At 72.2% G+C, this 17,592-nt stretch carries 15 protein-coding genes; 8 read left to right on the top strand and 7 right to left on the bottom strand.

All coding sequences use genetic code 11. The features are described 5' to 3' along the window. Positions 1-85 precede the first annotated feature (85 nt). Positions 86-694 (bottom strand): hypothetical protein, encoded by a 609-nt coding sequence (locus ABT295_RS02345; protein WP_352392811.1) that lies wholly within the window; start codon positions 692-694, stop codon positions 86-88. Positions 695-819: 125 nt separating this feature from the next. Here ABT295_RS02345 and ABT295_RS02340 point away from each other — a divergent pair, with 125 nt between their 5' ends. Both ABT295_RS02340 and ABT295_RS02335 read left to right on the top strand, forming a co-directional pair. Continuing rightward, entirely contained in the window at positions 820-2,007 is a 1,188-nt protein-coding gene (locus ABT295_RS02340) for a zinc-dependent alcohol dehydrogenase (RefSeq protein WP_352392810.1), read from the top strand. A gap of 100 nt (positions 2,008-2,107) precedes the next feature. Then, a complete protein-coding gene (locus ABT295_RS02335) occupies positions 2,108-3,328 on the top strand; it encodes an MFS transporter (RefSeq protein ID WP_352392809.1) in 1,221 nt (406 codons plus the stop codon). A gap of 57 nt (positions 3,329-3,385) precedes the next feature. On the opposite strand, the gene ABT295_RS02330 is transcribed toward ABT295_RS02335, so the two are convergent. Then, positions 3,386-4,687, bottom strand: a complete 1,302-nt coding sequence (locus ABT295_RS02330) for a mycothiol transferase (RefSeq protein ID WP_352392808.1) — start codon at positions 4,685-4,687, stop codon at positions 3,386-3,388. A gap of 116 nt (positions 4,688-4,803) precedes the next feature. On the opposite strand from ABT295_RS02330, the gene ABT295_RS02325 reads away from it, so the two are divergent. The 5 genes from ABT295_RS02325 (at position 4,804) to ABT295_RS02305 (ending at position 10,607) form a co-directional block, all read left to right on the top strand. Continuing rightward, a complete protein-coding gene (locus tag ABT295_RS02325; RefSeq protein ID WP_352392807.1) occupies positions 4,804-5,490 on the top strand; it encodes a DUF2291 family protein in 687 nt (228 codons plus the stop codon). Next, on the top strand, positions 5,487-7,088 hold the full coding sequence (locus ABT295_RS02320) for a sugar ABC transporter ATP-binding protein (protein ID WP_352392806.1): 1,602 nt from the start codon (positions 5,487-5,489) through the stop codon (positions 7,086-7,088). The genes ABT295_RS02325 and ABT295_RS02320 overlap by 4 nt, the downstream gene beginning before the upstream one ends. Beyond that, a complete protein-coding gene (locus ABT295_RS02315) occupies positions 7,085-8,179 on the top strand; it encodes an ABC transporter permease (protein WP_352392805.1) in 1,095 nt (364 codons plus the stop codon). Before ABT295_RS02320 ends, ABT295_RS02315 begins: the two co-directional genes overlap by 4 nt. Positions 8,180-8,273: 94 nt before the next feature. Next, positions 8,274-9,287 (top strand): D-ribose ABC transporter substrate-binding protein, encoded by a 1,014-nt coding sequence (locus ABT295_RS02310; protein ID WP_352392804.1) that lies wholly within the window; start codon positions 8,274-8,276, stop codon positions 9,285-9,287. A gap of 195 nt (positions 9,288-9,482) precedes the next feature. Then, entirely contained in the window at positions 9,483-10,607 is a 1,125-nt protein-coding gene (locus ABT295_RS02305; RefSeq protein WP_352392803.1) for an MFS transporter, read from the top strand. Positions 10,608-10,819: 212 nt separating this feature from the next. Here the strand turns inward: ABT295_RS02305 and ABT295_RS02300 are convergent, their stop codons facing one another. The 5 genes from ABT295_RS02300 to ABT295_RS02280 form a co-directional block, all read right to left on the bottom strand. Beyond that, positions 10,820-11,785 (bottom strand): transketolase family protein, encoded by a 966-nt coding sequence (locus ABT295_RS02300; RefSeq protein WP_352392802.1) that lies wholly within the window; start codon positions 11,783-11,785, stop codon positions 10,820-10,822. After that, positions 11,782-12,699, bottom strand: a complete 918-nt coding sequence (locus ABT295_RS02295) for a transketolase (RefSeq protein WP_352392801.1) — start codon at positions 12,697-12,699, stop codon at positions 11,782-11,784. The genes ABT295_RS02300 and ABT295_RS02295 overlap by 4 nt, the downstream gene beginning before the upstream one ends. Next, positions 12,696-13,688: a sugar phosphate isomerase/epimerase family protein gene (locus ABT295_RS02290; protein WP_352392800.1), complete on the bottom strand. Its 993-nt coding sequence runs from the start codon at positions 13,686-13,688 to the stop codon at positions 12,696-12,698. The genes ABT295_RS02295 and ABT295_RS02290 overlap by 4 nt, the downstream gene beginning before the upstream one ends. Further along, positions 13,685-15,259 carry an FGGY family carbohydrate kinase gene (locus ABT295_RS02285; protein WP_352392799.1) on the bottom strand — a complete coding sequence of 525 codons (1,575 nt, stop codon included), beginning with the start codon at positions 15,257-15,259 and terminating at the stop codon, positions 13,685-13,687. Before ABT295_RS02285 ends, ABT295_RS02290 begins: the two co-directional genes overlap by 4 nt. A gap of 208 nt (positions 15,260-15,467) precedes the next feature. Continuing rightward, positions 15,468-16,469 (bottom strand): sugar-binding transcriptional regulator, encoded by a 1,002-nt coding sequence (locus ABT295_RS02280; RefSeq protein WP_352392798.1) that lies wholly within the window; start codon positions 16,467-16,469, stop codon positions 15,468-15,470. Positions 16,470-16,602: 133 nt separating this feature from the next. On the opposite strand from ABT295_RS02280, the gene ABT295_RS02275 reads away from it, so the two are divergent. Next, on the top strand, positions 16,603-17,493 hold the full coding sequence (locus tag ABT295_RS02275) for a class I SAM-dependent methyltransferase (RefSeq protein WP_352392797.1): 891 nt from the start codon (positions 16,603-16,605) through the stop codon (positions 17,491-17,493). Positions 17,494-17,592 lie beyond the last annotated feature (99 nt).

Raw genomic sequence — 17,592 nt, 5'->3', positions numbered from 1 at the left:
TTGTCACGGCTACGGTCGGCATCCACCCAGTGTCCCCGATGCGACCCCGACGAGCCCAACCGCCCAGAGAGCTCGACCGACGAGCTCAGCGGAGGCCGGCAGCGGCGAGGACGACGTCCGCCAGTCGATCCGGGTGGATCGCCGCTGCGTAGGCACGTCCTTCCGGAACCCACTTGGTGCGCCAGAGGTCGAGCTCGGCCGGGCTGTCGCCCTGGTGGCGGTTGCGGTCGACGGCGCGGAGGCCCGCAGCCTCCGGCGACAGGTCGATCCACACCGCCAGGTCGAGGAGCGGGACGGTCTCGGGGCGGAGCAACCGGATGCCCTCCACGACGACGGCCGGCGGCATGGGCACGTCACAGGTTCGTTCCGCACCGTCGTACGTGCGCACGGGATAGACCAGGCGGTCGGCCTGCGGGGCCGAGCGGAGACGGTGCAGCACGTCGAGGAGGGCGGGCCAGTCGTGGAGCTCGAACAGGCCTGAGGCCGGCCCGGCTCCCACGGCGTAGAAGCGGTCGGTCGGGACCACCTGCTCGGGCCGGCCTCCGACGTCGGTGACCAGGTGCGCGGCGAGAGTGGACTTGCCGGCGCCGCCGTGCCCGCAGATCCCGATGACGGGAGGCCGTCCCATCGACGCCACGAGGTCCTCGACCCGGGCGAGCAGGTCGTCGTAGGTGATCGTTGCTGACCGCGGCACAGTGCCGGATCCTCGCACGTCGGCGCGCCGCAGGCGCCCCGGACCGGTGCGGCGCCGACGGCATACGTGGTGACGGTGCGGGTACTGGGGGACGGACCCCAGCGCACACCGACGAAGGAGAACTCATGAGAGCCGTGACCTGGCAGGGCAAGGGCGACGTCCGCGTCGAGACCGTGCCGGACCCGACCATCGAGGCACCGAGCGACGCGATCATCCGGGTGACCACGACCAACATCTGCGGGTCGGACCTGCACCTCTACGAGCCGCTCGCCGCGTTCATGACCCCCGGCGACATCCTCGGTCACGAGCCGATGGGCGTCGTCGAGGCCGTCGGCTCCGACTGCGGCGACCTCCGGGTGGGCGACCGCGTCTCGATCCCGTTCCAGATCTCCTGCGGCTCGTGCTGGATGTGCGACCAGGGGCTCTACACGCAGTGCGAGACCACCCAGGTGCGTGACCAGGGCTCCGGTGCCGCGTTGTTCGGGTTCTCGAAGCTCTACGGCTCCGTGCCGGGTGGGCAGGCGCAGTACCTCCGGGTCCCGCAGGCCCAGTTCACCCACGTCAAGCTCCCGGACGGACCGCCGGACGACCGGTTCGCGTACCTGTCCGACATCCTCCCGACGGCGTGGCAGGGGGTGGAGTACGCCGGGGTGCCCGACGGCGGCACGATCGTCGTGCTCGGGCTCGGCCCGGTCGGCGACTTCGCCTGCCGGATCAGCCAGTTGAAGGGCCATCGCGTCATCGGTGTCGACCGGGTGGCCGATCGCCTGCGCCGGGTGGAGAGCCGGGGGATCGAGGTGCTCGACCTCGACGAGCACGCCGACGACCTGGGCGACGTCATCCGCGAGATGACCGGCGGACGCGGCCCCGACTCGGTGCTCGATGCGGTCGGCATGGAGGCACACGGCTCGCCGGCCACCACGGTCGTGCAGAAGGCCGTGGGTCTGCTGCCCTCGGCCGTGGCGGCCCCCCTCCAGGAGGTGGCTGGCGTCGACCGCCTCAACGCCCTCTACAGCGCCATCGACATCGTCCGCCGCGGCGGCACGATCTCGCTCACCGGCGTCTACGGCGGCGCGGCGGACCCGATGCCGATGATCACGCTCTTCGACAAGCAGGTGCAGCTGCGCATGGGCCAGTGCAACGTCAAGCGCTGGATCGACGACATCATGCCCCTGCTCACCGACGAGGACCCTCTGGGCGTCGACACCTTCGCCACGCACCGGCTCACCCTCGACGAGGCGCCGGGCGCGTACCAGGCCTTCCAGGAGAAGCGCGACGGCCACATCAAGGTGCAGCTGCAGCCCTGGCGGTGACCTCCGGAGGGTGACGTCCACGCCGACGAGCACGCCCACCCCCGCGTCGGCGGCGGGGTCGGGCGTCACCCCCGCCGGCCGCCGGTGAGAGGCTGGCGCGGTGACCACCGTCGAGCAGCCGAGGGGCGCGTCGCTGGGTGACGCGCGGAACGCGCTGGTCGTGCTCGCGGTCGCCGTCTTCGGTGCCGTGACCACCGAGCTGGTGCCGGTCGGCCTGCTGCCGCAGATCAGCGCAGCCCTCGACGTCGGTACCGGCACCGCGGGACTGCTGGTCAGCGCGTACGCCGTCATGGTCGCGGCGTTGTCGGTGCCGCTCTCGCACACGACCCGGCGGCTGCCTCGCAAGCCCCTCCTGCTCTCGACCGTCGCCGGCTACGTCGCGAGCAACGTCGTGGCGGCGGTCGCGCCGACCTTCGCGGTCCTCGCGGCCGGCCGTGTGCTCGGTGGGGTGACCCATGCCCTCTTCTTCTCGGTGTGCATCGGGTATGCCGCGAGGCTCGTGCCGCCTGCCATGACCGGTCGGGCCATGGCGCTCGCCTCCGTCGGGGTCTCGGGGGGTTTCGTGCTCGGGGTGCCGCTCACGACGGCCTTGGGTGCGACGTTCGGCTGGCGGGCGGCGTACTGGTGCCTGGCCGCTGTGGTGTCGCTCGTCCTGGCCCTGGCCGCCGTCGTCCTCCCGGCGGTCGACACCGAGGGGGACGGCCGTGGCGCACGCACCGGCCGCCGTCGGGACCTGACGGGGGTCGTGGTGGCGAACGGCCTGACCTACCTCGGCACGTACGTGCTCTACACCTACGTCAGCGTGCTGCTGCTGGGCGCAGGCGTCGGGGAGCGGTGGATCGGCCTGGTGCTGCTCGCCTTCGGCGTGTGCGGTCTGCTCGGTCTGCGGCTCGCGGCCGCCCAGCTCGACCTCCGTCCACGCACCAGCGCGATCCTGGTGCCGGCCGTCATGACGGCCGGCCTGGCCGGGGTGGCCGTGAGCTACCCCCAGCTCGCGCTCGTCGTCGTGGGGGCTGGGGTGTGGCTCACCGCCTTCGGGCCCGCGGCCTCCCTCTACCAGGCGGCATCGGTGCGCATCGCGGCGAGCTCTCCCGAGACGGCGGGGGCGTGGATCAACGCGAGCAGCAACGCCGGCATCGCGGGTGGGGCTGCGATCGGGGCGGTCGTCGTGGGACACGGTGGCGTCGGTCAGGCTGCCTGGGTGTCCGCCGGGCTCCTGGCGTCCTCGGCCGTCCTGGCCGCCGCTGCCCGCTCGAGCTTCCCGGCACGCGGCGACGTGCGGACGGCATCGCGCCGAGACGCGCGACGACCGGTGCCCTGAGCGGTCCGGTCACGGCGTCACTCCGCTCCATGGGTGGACCACTCGGCGTCCGCCCGGTCACTCTCCTGTGCCGCCTCCCGCGAGCTCGCTCACGATGTCGAGGTGGCCCAGGTGGCGGGCGTACTCCTGCAGGAGGTGCAGCACCACCCGCTCGAGCGTGGCCGGGGGTGCGCCGTCCCACCGGGGGCCGGGCCGCCCGACGTCGGCCAGGGCGTGCGCCTCGATGATCTCGTTGCTCCGTCGGGCCTGCGCGCGCAGCGCGGCGAGCAGGTCGGCGACCGCCACGGTGTCGTCGACGAACCACCGGTCGTCGCGGGTGTCGCCCCACGGGTCGGCGACCGGAGCCCCCTCGAGGCCCCACTCGAGCCAGCGGCGCTCGACGTGCGTCAGGTGGTTGAGGAGCTCGACCGGCGTCCATCCCGACGGCAGTCGGCTCGTGCGCTGGTCGGTCTCGGACAGCGACTCGATCCGGCTCGCGAGCTGGTCGCGGAAGTAGTTGAGGTAGCGGACGACCACCTCGGTGGTCGAGGAGGCGGGCGCGGTCGGGTCCGGGAAGGGGAGGCTCACCCCGGCAGCATGCCGGTCGCCGCCGCCCTCCGCCGCACGAGTGGGTGTGCCGGCGGCCTCCGGGTCGGTGGGGTCGACGGCGTACCTCGTGCGCACGGCGTCGCGCTCGACCCGGACGCCGAGGAGGCGCAGTCGGATCGGCGTCGCGTCGGGCGGGAGCGGTGGCCCGTCCATCATGGTCGGAGTCCCGGCGCCGCCGACGAGGCCCGGCAGCGTGACGACGTCGACCACGTCGACGAGCCCCTCCCTCAGCAGGGAGGCGTTGAGGGTGCCGCCCGAGTCGGCGACGACGCACTCCACCCCGAGACGGTGCCGCAGTCGGGCCAGCGCGGACCGCAGGTCGACGCGGTCGTCGCCGACGACGACGTAGCCGACCTCGAGGTCGCGCAACCTCTGGAGGTAGCCCGGTGGGGTGCTGCGACACACGAGCACGAGCAGCCTGAGGTCGGCGTCGCCGGTGAACGACCAGTCGACACGCCCGCGGCCGTCGGCGACGACGAACCACCTGCGCGCGGCCGCCGGGAGGTGGTCGCACCACAGGAGGTCGTCGGGGACGACCGGCGCCGGCCAGTCGGGTGCGACGGCGTCGGGATCGACGAAGGACCCGCTGCCCTCGAGGATCGCGCCGGCCCCGATCTGCTCGTGCCGCGTCTCGAAGGGCCCCCCGGCCGCCATCAAGGACCAGCGCGCCCCGACTGCGGGATCGAGGAGGCGTTCGTGGCGGCCCAGGGTGATGCGTCCGTCGACGCTGACGGTCGTCGTCAGCACCACCTCCGGCAGCTCGTCGCCCATGTCGGGAACGGTAGCCGCGACCGCCGACACCCCACCGGGTCGGCGCGAACCGCGTCGAAGTCGTTGACACGATGGGCGTCTGTCGGCATCATCGTCGTATGTTCGTTCAGTGTCGAATGGCTATTCACCGAGCCGCGGTGGTCCGGCGGGGCGCGGTCGTGCTGACCGCTCTCGCGCTCGGTGCGTCCCTCTCTGCCTGCTCGCGAGTTCCCGGCGTCTACACCTACGTGCCGGCCGGGCAGGAGAAGAGCGCGGGGGCGGGGCGGGCAGCGGCGTTCGACGCGACGGCATACGTCGACGGGATCTGGGCGGGCAAGGTGCTGCCCACCGTGACGAAGGACGCCGTGCCCGCCTCGGAGCTGCTGCCCGCGCTCGAGGCCGACCAGGCCGCAGCCAGCAAGGAGTACGGCAACCAGACCGGGACCGGGAGCCCCTTCGCCTTCCTCGTGAAGGGCACCGGGACGGTGACCGCCATCGACAAGGACGCGCCGACGCATCCGCTCACCGTCCGCGTCGACGGCGTGAGCGGCAAGGGCGCAGACGTGCAGGTCGTCACCGGGCCGGTCATCGCCGGCACCGCGCTGCGCGACGCGGTCAGGTTCATCACGTTCGGCGACTTCACGAACCAGCTGAACTACGCGGATGCGGGGACCGCGCTCAACTCCAAGGTCAAGACCGAGGTGCTCGGCAAGCTCGAGCCCGCCTCGCTCGTCGGCAAGAAGGTCACCTTCGCCGGCGCCTTCTCGCTCGTGGCCCCGGGCGTCGTGCTCGTGGTGCCCACGCAGCTGCAGGCCGCCTCGTGAGCGCGGACGGGGTGCCGGACGTGGTGTCGGACGTGGTGTCGGACGACATCGTGCTCCGCGCGGTCGACGTCACGAAGGCGTACGGCGGGGTCCGCGCGCTCAAGGGCGTCACCTTCGAGGCGTACCGCGGCAAGGTGAACGTGCTCGTCGGGGAGAACGGCGCCGGCAAGTCCACGCTCATGAAGATCCTCGCGGGCGCCGAGCAGCCCAGCTCCGGCGAGATCCTCCTCGACGGCAGGGCGGTCAGCGTCACGAGCCCGCGCGACGCGATCGCGCACGGCATCGGCATCATCCACCAGGAGCTCAGCCTCTTCCCCAACATGTCGATCGCGGAGAACCTGTTCGCCGGCCGTGAGCTGAGGCGGGGTCGCTTCGTCGACCACGCCGCGCAGCGGCGCCGCAGCACCGAGGTGCTCGCTCGGCTCGGTCAGGACCTCGACCCCGACACCCTCGTCGGCGACCTGCCGATCGGCAAGCAGCAGCTCGTCGAGATCGCCCGTGTGCTGCTCGAGGACGTGCGGATCCTCATCATGGACGAGCCGACCTCGGCGCTCTCGAACCACGAGGTCGACGTCCTCTTCACCGTCATGGCCGACCTGCGCCGCGACGACGTCACCATCATCTACATCTCGCACAAGCTCGACGAGTTCCGTCGCATCGGCGACTACGTGACGGTGCTGCGCGACGGGTCGCTCGTCGCGCACGAGGCCATGACGGGCACCGACACCGCCTGGATCGTGCGCCAGATGGTCGGTCAGGACCCGGCCGCCCTCTTCGCGCGATCGGCCGGCGAGATCGGCGACGTGCTCCTCGAGGTCAGCGACCTCACGGTGACCGGGCCGGTGCGCGACCTCGTCTCCGGCGTGTCCCTCGAGGTGCGGGCCGGCGAGGTCGTCGGCATCTACGGGCTGATGGGTGCAGGCCGCACCGAGCTGTTCGAGGCCCTCATGGGCACCCGGCCCTCGACCGGCGAGGTGTCGGTGCGGGGCCGGGTCGTCCGGGAGAGAACCGTCCGGGCCCGTCAGGCCGCCGGCTTGGCGCTCGTCCCCGAGGACCGCCAGCGCGACGGGCTCGTGCAGACGATGAGCGTCAGCGACAACGTGCTGCTCTCGACCATCGGCACGCTCGCCCGCCAGGGCCTGCTCGCCCGGGGCCTCGAGCGCAGCGTCGCGAGCGAGAAGGTGCGCGACCTCTCCATCAAGATCCCGGGCCTCGGGGCGCCGGTCACGTCGCTGAGCGGCGGCAACCAGCAGAAGGTCGTCCTCGCGCGAGCCCTGCTCACCGAGCCCGTCGTGCTCCTCCTCGACGAGCCGACGCGCGGCGTCGACGTCGGAGCCAAGAGCCAGATCGCCGAGATCATGAGCGACCTCGCCGAGGCCGGCTACGGGGTCCTGTTCATCTCGTCCGAGCTCGCCGAGGTGATGGCCATGGCCGACCGCGTGCTCGTGATGGCGCGCGGCCGCATCTCCGCGGAGCTGAGTGGTGACGCCCTCACCGAGGAGGCCCTCGTCGCCGCCTCCGCCTCGGACGCCGTCCTCTCCGCCGCCGCGACGGGCGCCGACATCCTTCCCACCCGAGCCACGGAGGTCCCCGCATGAGCAACACGGACGTCGCGCCCGCCGCGTCGACCCAGACGCCGCCCACGGAGCCGGCCACGCCGGCGCGCCGGGGCGACACCCTGGCCCGGATCGGCCTGCTGCTGCTGCGCGGTCGCACGCTCGTCGTGCTCGTGCTGCTCATCATCCTCTTCGGCACGATGTCGCAGGACTACCTCACCTCCGGCAACCTCATCGTGATGACCAAGCACGTGGCCATCAACGCGATCCTCGCGATCGGTGTCACCTTCGTCATCCTCACCGGGGGCATCGACCTCTCCGTGGGATCGATCGCGGGCCTGTCGAGCATGGTCGTCGGCGGCCTGCTCTTCGCCGGGCTCACCCTGCCGGGCGGGGGAGTGCTCTACCTCTCGGTCGGGGCCGTGATCCTCGTCGGCATCCTCGTCGGGGCGCTCGTCGGCTGGGTCAACGGCATCCTCATCACCAAGTTCCGGGTGGCGCCGTTCATCGCCACCCTCGGCATGCTCTACGTCGCCCGAGGCGTGGCCCAGCTGCGCAGCAACGGTGGCACCTTCCCCGACCTGGCCGGCAGCCCCGAGCGCGGCAACGAGGGCTTCCACGTCATCGGCGTCGACAGCTGGCTCGGCATCCCCGTCGCGGTCTGGATCATGGTCGTCGTCGCCGTCATCGCCGTCGTCGTGACGACGAAGACCCCCTTCGGCCGCCGCATCTATGCCGTCGGCGGCAACGACCGCGCCGCCGTGCTCGCCGGCATCCGGGTCCCGCGCATCACGATCGCCGTCTACGTCATCAGCGGTGCCTGCGCGGCCCTCGCCGGCATGCTGCTCACCTCGGAGCTGGGCGCGGCCTACCCGGACACCGCGACGACCTACGAGCTCAACGCGATCGCCGCAGCCGTGCTCGGTGGGACGGCGCTGAGCGGCGGGCGCGGCACCATCGTCGGCACCGTCATGGGTGCCTTCGTCATCGGGTTCCTCGCCGACGGTCTCGTCCTCGTCGGCGTGTCGACCTTCTGGCAGTCCGTGGTCAAGGGCGCCGTCATCATCCTCGCCATCGTCCTCGAGCAGGCGCAGCAGCGACTGCAGACCGCGCTGTCGCAGCGCACCGCCTGACCTCACTCCCACGCGAAACTCTCCGCCCCCGAACGCAACCCATCGACCCGACACGCACCGCAGTGACCCGTTCAGCACCCTCGAAAGGATCTTCATGTTCCGTCACACGTCACGCCTGAGCCGGGCGCTGCTGCCCGTCGCCGGCGCCGCCCTCGTCCTCGGTACCGCCGCCTGCGGTGGCGGCTCCGACAACGCCTCCGGGACGAACACGTCGGCTGCCCCCGCGGCAGCCGGCTCCGGCTCGAAGCTCGTCGTGGTCATCACGCCCTCGCCCGACAACGTCTTCTTCAAGGCTGAGCAGGACGCGGCCGCCGCCAAGGCGAAGGAGCTGGGCTACGAGACGCTCGTCATCAGCCACGACGACGACCCGACGAAGCAGAGCCAGGCCTTCGACACGGCGATCTCGCGCAAGGCCGCCGCCATCATCCTCGACAACGCGGGCGCCGACGTGACGGTCACGGCGGTCAAGAAGGCCAAGGACGCCGGCATCCCGTCGTTCCTCATCGACCGGGAGATCAACCAGACCGGTGTCGCGGTCGCCCAGATCGTGTCGAACAACGCGCAGGGCGCCTCGCTCGGCGGCCAGGAGTTCGCCAAGAAGATGAACAACGCCGGGTCCTACGCCGAGCTGCTCGGCAAGGAGACCGACACCAACGCCGGGGTGCGGTCCAAGGGCTACCACGACATCCTCGACCAGATCCCCGCCCTGAAGATGGTCGCCCAGCAGACGGCCAACTGGGACCAGGCCGAGGCGCTCGCCAAGACCCAGACGATCCTGCAGGCCCACCCCGACATCAAGGGCATCATCGCCGGCAACGACACGATGGCCCTCGGCGCCCAGGCGGCCCTCGACGCGGCCGGCAAGAAGGACGTCGTGGTCGTCGGCTTCGACGGCAGCCCGGACGTCGTCAGCTCGATCAAGACCGGCAAGATCAAGGCCACCGTGCTGCAGCCCGCGAGCCAGATCGCCGAGATGGCCGTCGAGCAGGCCGACGCCTACATCAAGGGTGGCGGCAAGGCGTCGCAGCCGGAGAAGCAGTCGGTCGACTGCATCCTCGTGACGCCGGAGAACGCCGACAAGGTCACGAACTTCGCCGTGGCGGACTGAGCCGCAGCGAGCTGAGCCCCTCTGGAGGCGGGGACGGACGCCCAGGCGACCGTCCCCGCCTCTCGCCGCGTGCAAGACTCGCGACCGTGACCAGCGAAGGCACTCTGCGCTCCGACGCGTTTCGGCGCTACTGGCGTGCCGGAGCCGTCTCCGGACTCGGGTCCTACGTCACGATCTTCTTCCCTGCAGGCGCTCGTGGTCATCGTCCTGCACGGCGGCGCCACCGAGGTGGGCTGGCTCAACGCGGCACGATGGCTGCCCTACCTCGTCCTCGGGCTGATCGTCGGCGCGGTCGTGGACGGCCGCAGACGGTTGCCGCTGATGGTCGGCACCGACCTCGCGCAGGCGGCCCTGCTGCTGACGATCCCGCTCCTGTGGTGGCTGGGCGTCCTGTCGCTGCCGGCGCTCATGCTCATCGTGGTCCTGACCGGGACCGCGGCGGTCGTCAACGGCGCCGCGGAGATGTCGTTGCTGCCGCGGCTGCTCCAGCGGCAGCAGCTGCAGCCGGCCCATGCCCGCGTCGACGCGGCGGACGCGGCCGCGTCCACCGCAGGGCCCGCTCTCGGCGGACTGCTCGTCGGTGCCGTCGGAGCTCCTGTCGCCGTGCTGCTCGACTCATTGACCTACCTCTACTCCGCCTTCACCTTGCGACGGATCCGCATCGACGAACCCGCCCCGCGCACGGGCGTCACGGTGCGGCACCTTCTCCACGAGATCATCGAGGGCGTCCGCTGGGTCTACCGGTCCTCCGGGCTCACGACGATCGCGATCGCCACCCACGTCTGGTTCGTCGGCAACGCCATCGTCGGGGTCGTCCTCGCGCCCTACGTGCTGCTCACGCTCGGCCTGACCCCGTTCCAGTTCGGGATCGCGGGCGCGGGCGGTGGTGTCGGCGCAGTGGCCGGGGCGTTGGCGACGACCTGGCTCGGTCGGCGTCTCGGCACCGGCCGCACCATCATCGCGTGCCACCTCGTCACGACCGGCGCCGTCGTCGCCATGGCCCTCGCCGCCCGGGGCGCGGCGTGGGCGGTCCCGGCCCTGCTGCTGGGACAGGCGCTCTACGGGCTGGCGATGGGCATGAGCAACTCCCACGAGATGAGCTACCGCCAGCTGATGACGCCCGACCACCTGCAGGCTCGGACCAACACCACCCTGAGGTCGTTCAACCGGGCGGTCGCCATGCTCACGGCACCCGTCGCCGGCGTGCTCGCCGACACCTGGGGCAACGAGAGGATGCTGGTCCTCGCCGCATCCGTCTTCGCCCTCGTCGCGGTCGGTCTGGCCGTCACGCCGTTCCGCGGGGTCAGGGCACCCGTCTGACGCTGAGCCGCGGCGTCGTCCTCGAGGGCCTGGTCGTCGACGCACGCACGAGCGCGATCTCACCGACGTCCAGCCGGACCGACCGACAGCGAACCGACAGTCTGGGCCGGAGACGGTCGCTGTCACCACGCTGCCTCAGGTCTGCCGAGCACCCGGGGGATGCGCGAAGGCGCACGATGAGCTCAACTGCATCTTGTTGTCGCAGAACGGTTTCAGGGGGCAGACAGGATCTCGCCGGCAGCACCCGCGATGCCTTCGGCGCTGATGCCGAAGTGCTCCATGAGCCATTCCACCGAGCCGGTGGGGGCGAAGGTGTCGGGCACCCCGACGAGGCGGAGCAGCGTCGGCCGACGCGTCGACAGGTACTCGGCCACGGCGCCGCCGAGGCCCGAGGTCAGCGCCTCCTCGACGGTCACGATGCCCGCCGTCTCCTCCGCGGCGGCCAGCAGCGCCTCTCCGTCGAGCGGCTTGATGGTGGGCATCGCCAGCACCCGGGCGTCGACGCCCCGGGCCTCGAGCAGCTCGGCGGCGGCGAGCGCACGCGTCACGGCCGTGCCGGTCGCGACGATCGTCACGTCGGTGCCGGCGCGCAGCTGCACCGCCCTGCCGGGAACGAACTCGTAGCCCTCGGGCATGACGTCGGGCACCCCCATCCGGCTGACGCGGATGAAGACGGGCCGCCCGGCGCCGGCCGCCCAGCGGACGACCTGGGCCGTCTCGGTGGCGTCGGTCGGCACGACGACGGTCAGGCCCGGGATGGTGCGCAGCCAGGCGAGGTCCTCGATGGAGTGGTGCGTCGGTCCCAGCTCGCCGTAGGCCATGCCGGGGCTCTGCCCGACGAGGACCAGGTGGTGCTGGGAGTACGCGGCGTCGACCTTGATCTGCTCCATGGCGCGGGCGGTCAGGAAGCACGCCGCGGCCGAGACGAACGGCACCTTGCCGCCGTTCGCCAGGCCGGCACCGACACCCACCATGTCCTGCTCGGCGATGCCGACGTTGACCAGCCGCTCGGGGAACCGCTCCTGGAACGGCCCGAGCTTGCTCGACCCGACGGAGTCGTTGACCACGGCGACGATCCGGTCGTCGTGCTCGGCGAGGTCGACGAGGGCAGCGACCCAGGCGTCCCGGCAGTCGTGCAGCGGCGCAGGGGCCGTCGTCGGTGCGGTGGTGGCGGTCATGAGTGCTCCAGCTCGGCGAGGGCCTGGCTGACCTGCTCGGTCGAGGGGACCTTGTGGTGCCAGGCGACGTTGTCGGACATGAACGAGATCGGGTGGCCCTTCATCGTGTGCGCGATGACGGCCGTCGGCTTTCCGGATGCGTGGGGCACCTGGGCGAACACGTCGAGCAGCGCGCCGTGGTCGTGGCCCTCGACGTCGACGACGTGCATGCCGAAGGCGCGCAGCTTGTCGGCGAGGGGCTCGAGGTCGTTGGTGTCGGCGACCCGGGCGCCCTGCTGGAGCCGGTTGCGGTCGACGACGACGCACAGGTGCGACAGGCGGTGGTTGCCCGCCGTCATGAGCGCCTCCCAGTTCGAGCCCTCTTGGAGCTCGCCGTCGCCGACGACGACGAAGGTGCGGCGCGAGGAGCCGTCGAGCTTGCCCGCGAAGGCGGTGCCGACCGCGATCGGCAGGCCGTGGCCGAGGGGGCCGGTGCTCGCCTCGACGGCGGCGATCTTCGTGCGGGCCGGGTGTCCGTTGAGCTGCGACGTGGGCTGCATGAAGGTCTCGAGCTGCGCCGGGTCGAGGAAGCCCGCCATGGCGAGCGTCGTGTAGAGCGCAGCCGCGGCGTGACCCTTGGACAGGATGAACCGGTCGCGCTCCGGGTCGTCGAGCTGGTCGGGGGAGACGTTCATCGCCTGCAGATAGAGCGTGACCAGGACGTCGATGACCGAGAACTCGCCGCCGATGTGGCCGAGGCCGGCGGCGCGCACCATCTCGAGGTCCCGACGACGCACGAGCCGCGCGGCCTCGGCCAGGTGCGCGACGGTCTCCTCACGGGTGGCGCCCACGGGCACGCGCCCGAGCACCGTCAGCACGGCGTGCGGCACGGCGTCCGCGTCGACGTGCGGGATCAGGTCCTCCGTGGTCGTCATGCGTCACCCCGCAGGCACGAGAAGAGGACGTCCTGCACGAGCTTCTGCGCGCCGAGCGCGTCCTGGCGGGACTGTGCCGCCTTGAGCCCCTCCACGTCGAGCTCCTCGAGTGCCCGGTGGATGCCCTTGAGGAAGCGCACCGAGAGCCGAGCGGCCTCGACCGTGTCCTCCCGGAACGGGAACTGGTCGAGCTGCCAGACGCCCTCCCAGCCGTTGATCTTCAGCGTGTAGAAGAACTCGAAGAGCTCGACCGGGTGCACGGTGCCGACGACCATGTCGTCGTCCCAGCCGCGCAGGTTGTCGTTGACGTCCATGGCCCACAGCAGGCCGTGGTCGATGAGCAGCTGCGCCGCGGCGGCCGGCGACTCGCCGCCGAAGAGGGCGTGGCCGAAGTCGAGGAGCACGCCGACGTTGTCGACGCCCATCGCCTTGATGCCGAGGACCGTCTTGGCCGCCGAGTCCCAGAACATCTTGTTGCGGGGCTCGCGGGGCTTGTACTCGATGACGATCCTGATGTCGGGGTTCGCGAGGGCCAGCTCGCGCATGCCGCTGACGGCCAGCTCCCACTGCTCGTGGTGGTTGACCTGCAGCGGGTAGTCCCAGCCGTCCTGGCCGGGCCACACCTTGAGGTAGCGGGCGTCCAGGGCCCGGACGACGTCCGCCGCCTCACCGAGCGCGGCGAGCGCGGCTGCGCGCACCTCCGGGTCGGGGTTGGTGAAGGCGCCCTTGCTGAAACGGCGCATGTAGATCTCGGGCGTGACGCCGATGGCCTTGAGGCCGTGCTCGGCCAGCGCCTGCTTCACGTCCTCGACGGTGACCCCCTCGGAGAACGGGTAGGGCACGTCGACGTAGGACAGCTCGCCGACCGCGCCGGCGCGGGCGATCTGCTCCAGGGTCGAGACCTCAGGGGCGTAGCCGTCGGTGGCGTAGCGGTCGACGTACGACGCGAAGTGCCACAGGCCCGCTCCGAAGGATGGGTGGTCGGTCATGGGTCGTTCCTCTCGGTGATCTGCTCACTCGTCTGCTGGCTCGACTGCCCGCACCTCGGCGGATGCGCTTGCGGGACAGGCAGACCGCGTGAGCGGGCAATGGCCTGGCTCCACGCGCGACGACGGTCGTCGACGGCGCAGGCGTGAGGGGTGACGTGTCGCCCCGGTGTGGCGACCGGCACCGCGACGCCGAGCTGCTCGGCGGCGAGCCGCGCGGCTCCGAGGGCCGAAGCGGCCGGGCTGCTCGCCACGTCGAGGGGCCGGCCGAGCAGGTCGGACTGGATCTGCATGAGCGTGCCGGACGCGGTGGCGCCGCCGTCCGCGTGCAGCGTCCCGATGCGGGTCGAACCGTCGGACTCCATGGCCTCGACGACGTCGGCCACCTGGTGCGCCACGGCTTCGAGGGCGGCCCGGGCCAGCTGGCCCCGGGTCGTCCCGGCCGTGACGCCGGAGAGCACGCCGACGGCGGAGCGGTCCCAGTACGGTGCGCCCAGGCCCGAGAACGCCGGCACGAAGCACGCTCCGCCACTGTCGGGCACCCCGGCGGCGAGGCCCTCGAGGTACGCACCGCCCGCGGTGCCCTCGGGGACCCCGAGCGTGCTCGCCATCCAGTCGAGGGCCGAGCCCGACGCCACGATGTTCCCCTCACGGGCGTACGTGGGCCGTCCCGCCACGTGCCAGGCGACGGTCGTCGCGATGCCGTGCGGCGCGGTCCCGGCGTCGGCAGTGGGGCTCATCACCGACGTCCCCGTCCCGTACGTCGCCTTGCCGGTGCCCGGCACGGTGCAGCCGTGGTGGTAGAGCGCGGCGTGCGAGTCGGCGAGCACGGCCAGCACGGGCACGCCGGCCGGCAGGCGGCCGAGACGCTCGGTGGCGACACCGAACGACGCGTCGGACGGGCACGGCTCGGGCAGGTGCACGGGGTCGATGCCGAAGAGGGAGAGCAGCTCGTCGTGCCAGCGCAGGCTCGGCAGGTCGAGCAGCAGGGTGCGTGAGGCGTTGCCGAGGTCGGTGACGTGACGACCGGTGAGCCGCCACACGAGCCACGCGTCGACGGTGCCCACGGCGATGTCGGAGAGCGGGGCTCCTGCTGCCGACGCGGCGTCGATGGCCGCCCGGAACTTGGGGGCCGAGAACATCGGGTCGAGGGAGAGCCCGGTGCGTCGGCGGATCGTCGCGGCGGCATCGGGCTCGCGCTCGGCGAGGTCGGCGCACCACGCCGCCGTCCGCGCGTCCTGCCAGCCGAGCGCGGGCCCCAGCGCCCGGCCCGTGCTCCGGCTCCAGCAGACGGCGGTCTCGCGCTGGGAGGAGATGCCGATGCCCAGCACGCGCACCTCGGGGGCCTGCTCGAGGCAGCGCTCGACGGCCGACAGGGTCGCGGTCCAGAGCTGCTCCGCGTCCTGCTCGACCCAGCCGGGCACCGGGAAGGCGATGCTCGTGGATGAGGACGCCTGCGCGGTCACGGACCCGGTCGTGGCGTCGACGAGCAGGGCCTTGGTGTTGGTCGTGCCCTGGTCGAGCGCGAGCAGCGCTCCGCCGGGGGAGCGACCGGTCTGGCCCTGACTCGTCATTGAATATCCATTCGCTAGTGAATGAAGGTGTTGTCAGGTTAGGGGCGGGACCGGTGGCTGTCAACGGAGCGAGCGGGGCGCGGCGTGGGTGAGTGCCTCCGGACGTGCGGCCGCGCCGGGCCCGCGAGGCGGGACCGGCGCTGTGCGATGGCGACGTCGGGCGTGTGTCCCCGGACGTCGGGCGGGAGCGAGCGGCCTACCGGGCGGCCTACCGGGCGGCCTCGCGCAGGTAGGCCGCCGTCGCGCTGTCGGTGACGAGGGTGTTGATCCAGCCGCCGAGCAGGGCGGCGCGGATCGCCTCGTGCTTGCGCCGGCCGCCGGCGACCCCGATGCGGCGGGGGATGTGCAGCAGGTCGGCCGCCTCGATGCCGAGGATCCGCTTGTCGAAGTGGCTGCGCACCGGCCCGCCCTCCGCGTCGAAGTAGCGCATGCAGACGTCGCCGACCGCTCCGGCGCTGCGCAGCAGGTCCTCGTCCTCGGCGCTGACGGCGTTGCCGCTGGCCCGCAGGAGCGGCGAGGGCAGCAGGCTGCCGATGCCCGCGAGCAGCACCGTGAGGTTCGGGAAGGCGTCGATCGCCTGCGCGATGCTGTCCTCGCGCAGGAGGGCCCGCCGGGTCGCGTCCGACGTGACGACGCCGGGGGCGGGCAGGTAGGTGGCCTGGGCACCGGTCACCTGCACGAGCCGACCGACGAGGTGGGTGGCTCGGGCCTGGGCGGAGGGCTGTCCGAGGCCGCCGAGCACCTGGACCACCGACTCGCACTCGTGGCTGCTGCGCGGCCGCATCGAGTCGACCGTGGCGAGCAGGGTCGAGCTCCACGACGACACCCCGATGCGCTCGCCGCCGGTCAGCGTCGTCTCGAGGTAGAAGGCGGCTGCCGCCCCGAGCGCCGGGGTGATGACGAACTCGTCGTCCTCCTCGCCCGTGTCGGCCACGACGACCTCGGTGAGGCCGTAGAGCCGCTCGATCTCGTCCTCGAGGTCGGCGAAGACGCCTCGTGGGGCCACGACCGTGGTGCGCACGATGCCGCTCGCGACGGCCTTCTTCAGCAGGCGCGACACGCGGGGCTGCGAGATGTTGAGCCGCTTGGCGATCTCGGGCTGGCGGATGCCCTGCTCGTGGTAGAGCCGGGCGACCTTGGTCATCAGCCGGGTGTCCTCGGCCGCGAAGCCCGCTGCCACGGCGTCTGCGGCGTCCATCGGGTTGGCCATGGTGCCTCCGGTGTGCTGGCCCGGGGAGGGGCGGAACGCGTCGATTCGTTGACGAATATACATTCATCAGTCCCGGCGCCCGGGTTCCTCAGAGGCTAGCGCCCGGGACGCGTCCTGGGTGCATGCTGGGAGGGTGAGCGACCGCACCGCGGCAGGTGGCGGGGGCCTCGACGGTGGAGACCCCGGCTACACCCTGCCCAGGGCTCGGGAGGAGTACGACCGCCTCGGACGTCAGGCTGCCTTCCTCGGGAGCACGACGGAGCGGCTCTTCCGCGCTGCCGGCATCGGACCCGGCCTGCGGGTGCTCGACGTCGGCAGCGGGGCGGGTGACGTGGCCCTGCTCGCCGCCGAGCTGGTCGGCCCCACCGGGGCCGTGGTCGGGGTCGAGGTCGACGACGCGGCCCTCACGGTCGCCCGTGGCCGCGCCGCCGCGCAGGGACTGTCGAACGTCTCGTTCGTGCAGGGAGACCTCCGCACCCTCGGTGCCGATGGGGGTGTCGAGCTCGGTGGGGGCGGCTTCGACGCCGTCGTGGGTCGACTCGTCCTCATGTACGTCCCCGACCCCGGGGACGTGATGCGTCGTCTGGCGGCGACGGTGCGCCCCGGCGGCGTCGTCGCGTTCCAGGAGCTCGACCTCGACCCGGCCGTCACCTCCTACTCGTGGCCCGACGACACGCTCTGGAACCAGACGGGCCGGCTCCTCGTCGAGACCTTCCGGCGGGCAGGCGCCCACATGCGGATGGGCCGCCGGCTCTTCGCCGACATCGAGACGGCCGGGCTCGGGCCTCCCGACCTCCTCGACGAGGCGCTGACCGGAGGTGGCGCGCGCTTCGCGGGCTACGACTGGATCGCCGGGCTGGCCCGGGCCCTCGCTCCGCTCATGGAGCGCCTCGAGGTCACCGACGTGGCCGCGCTCGAGCTCGACACCCTCGCCGCGCGCATCCGGCAGGACGCGATCGAACGCGGCGCCGTGATGTGGCTGCCATCGCTCGTCGGCGCGTACGCTCACCGGCGCGTGCCCTAGGCGGTGCGCAGGTGCGCGTGGCGGTCGGTCAGGCTGCTCGTGCACGTGAAGGTCGACGTGTACCGGCCACACACGGCTGGGCCGTCGTGCGCGCGGTGC

Source organism: Terrabacter sp. NPDC000476 (assembly GCF_040300125.1).
In the GTDB taxonomy this organism is placed as follows: domain Bacteria; phylum Actinomycetota; class Actinomycetes; order Actinomycetales; family Dermatophilaceae; genus Terrabacter.
Note: the sequence above shows the minus strand (reverse complement) of the source record. Positions and strands in the feature narration are given on the sequence as shown.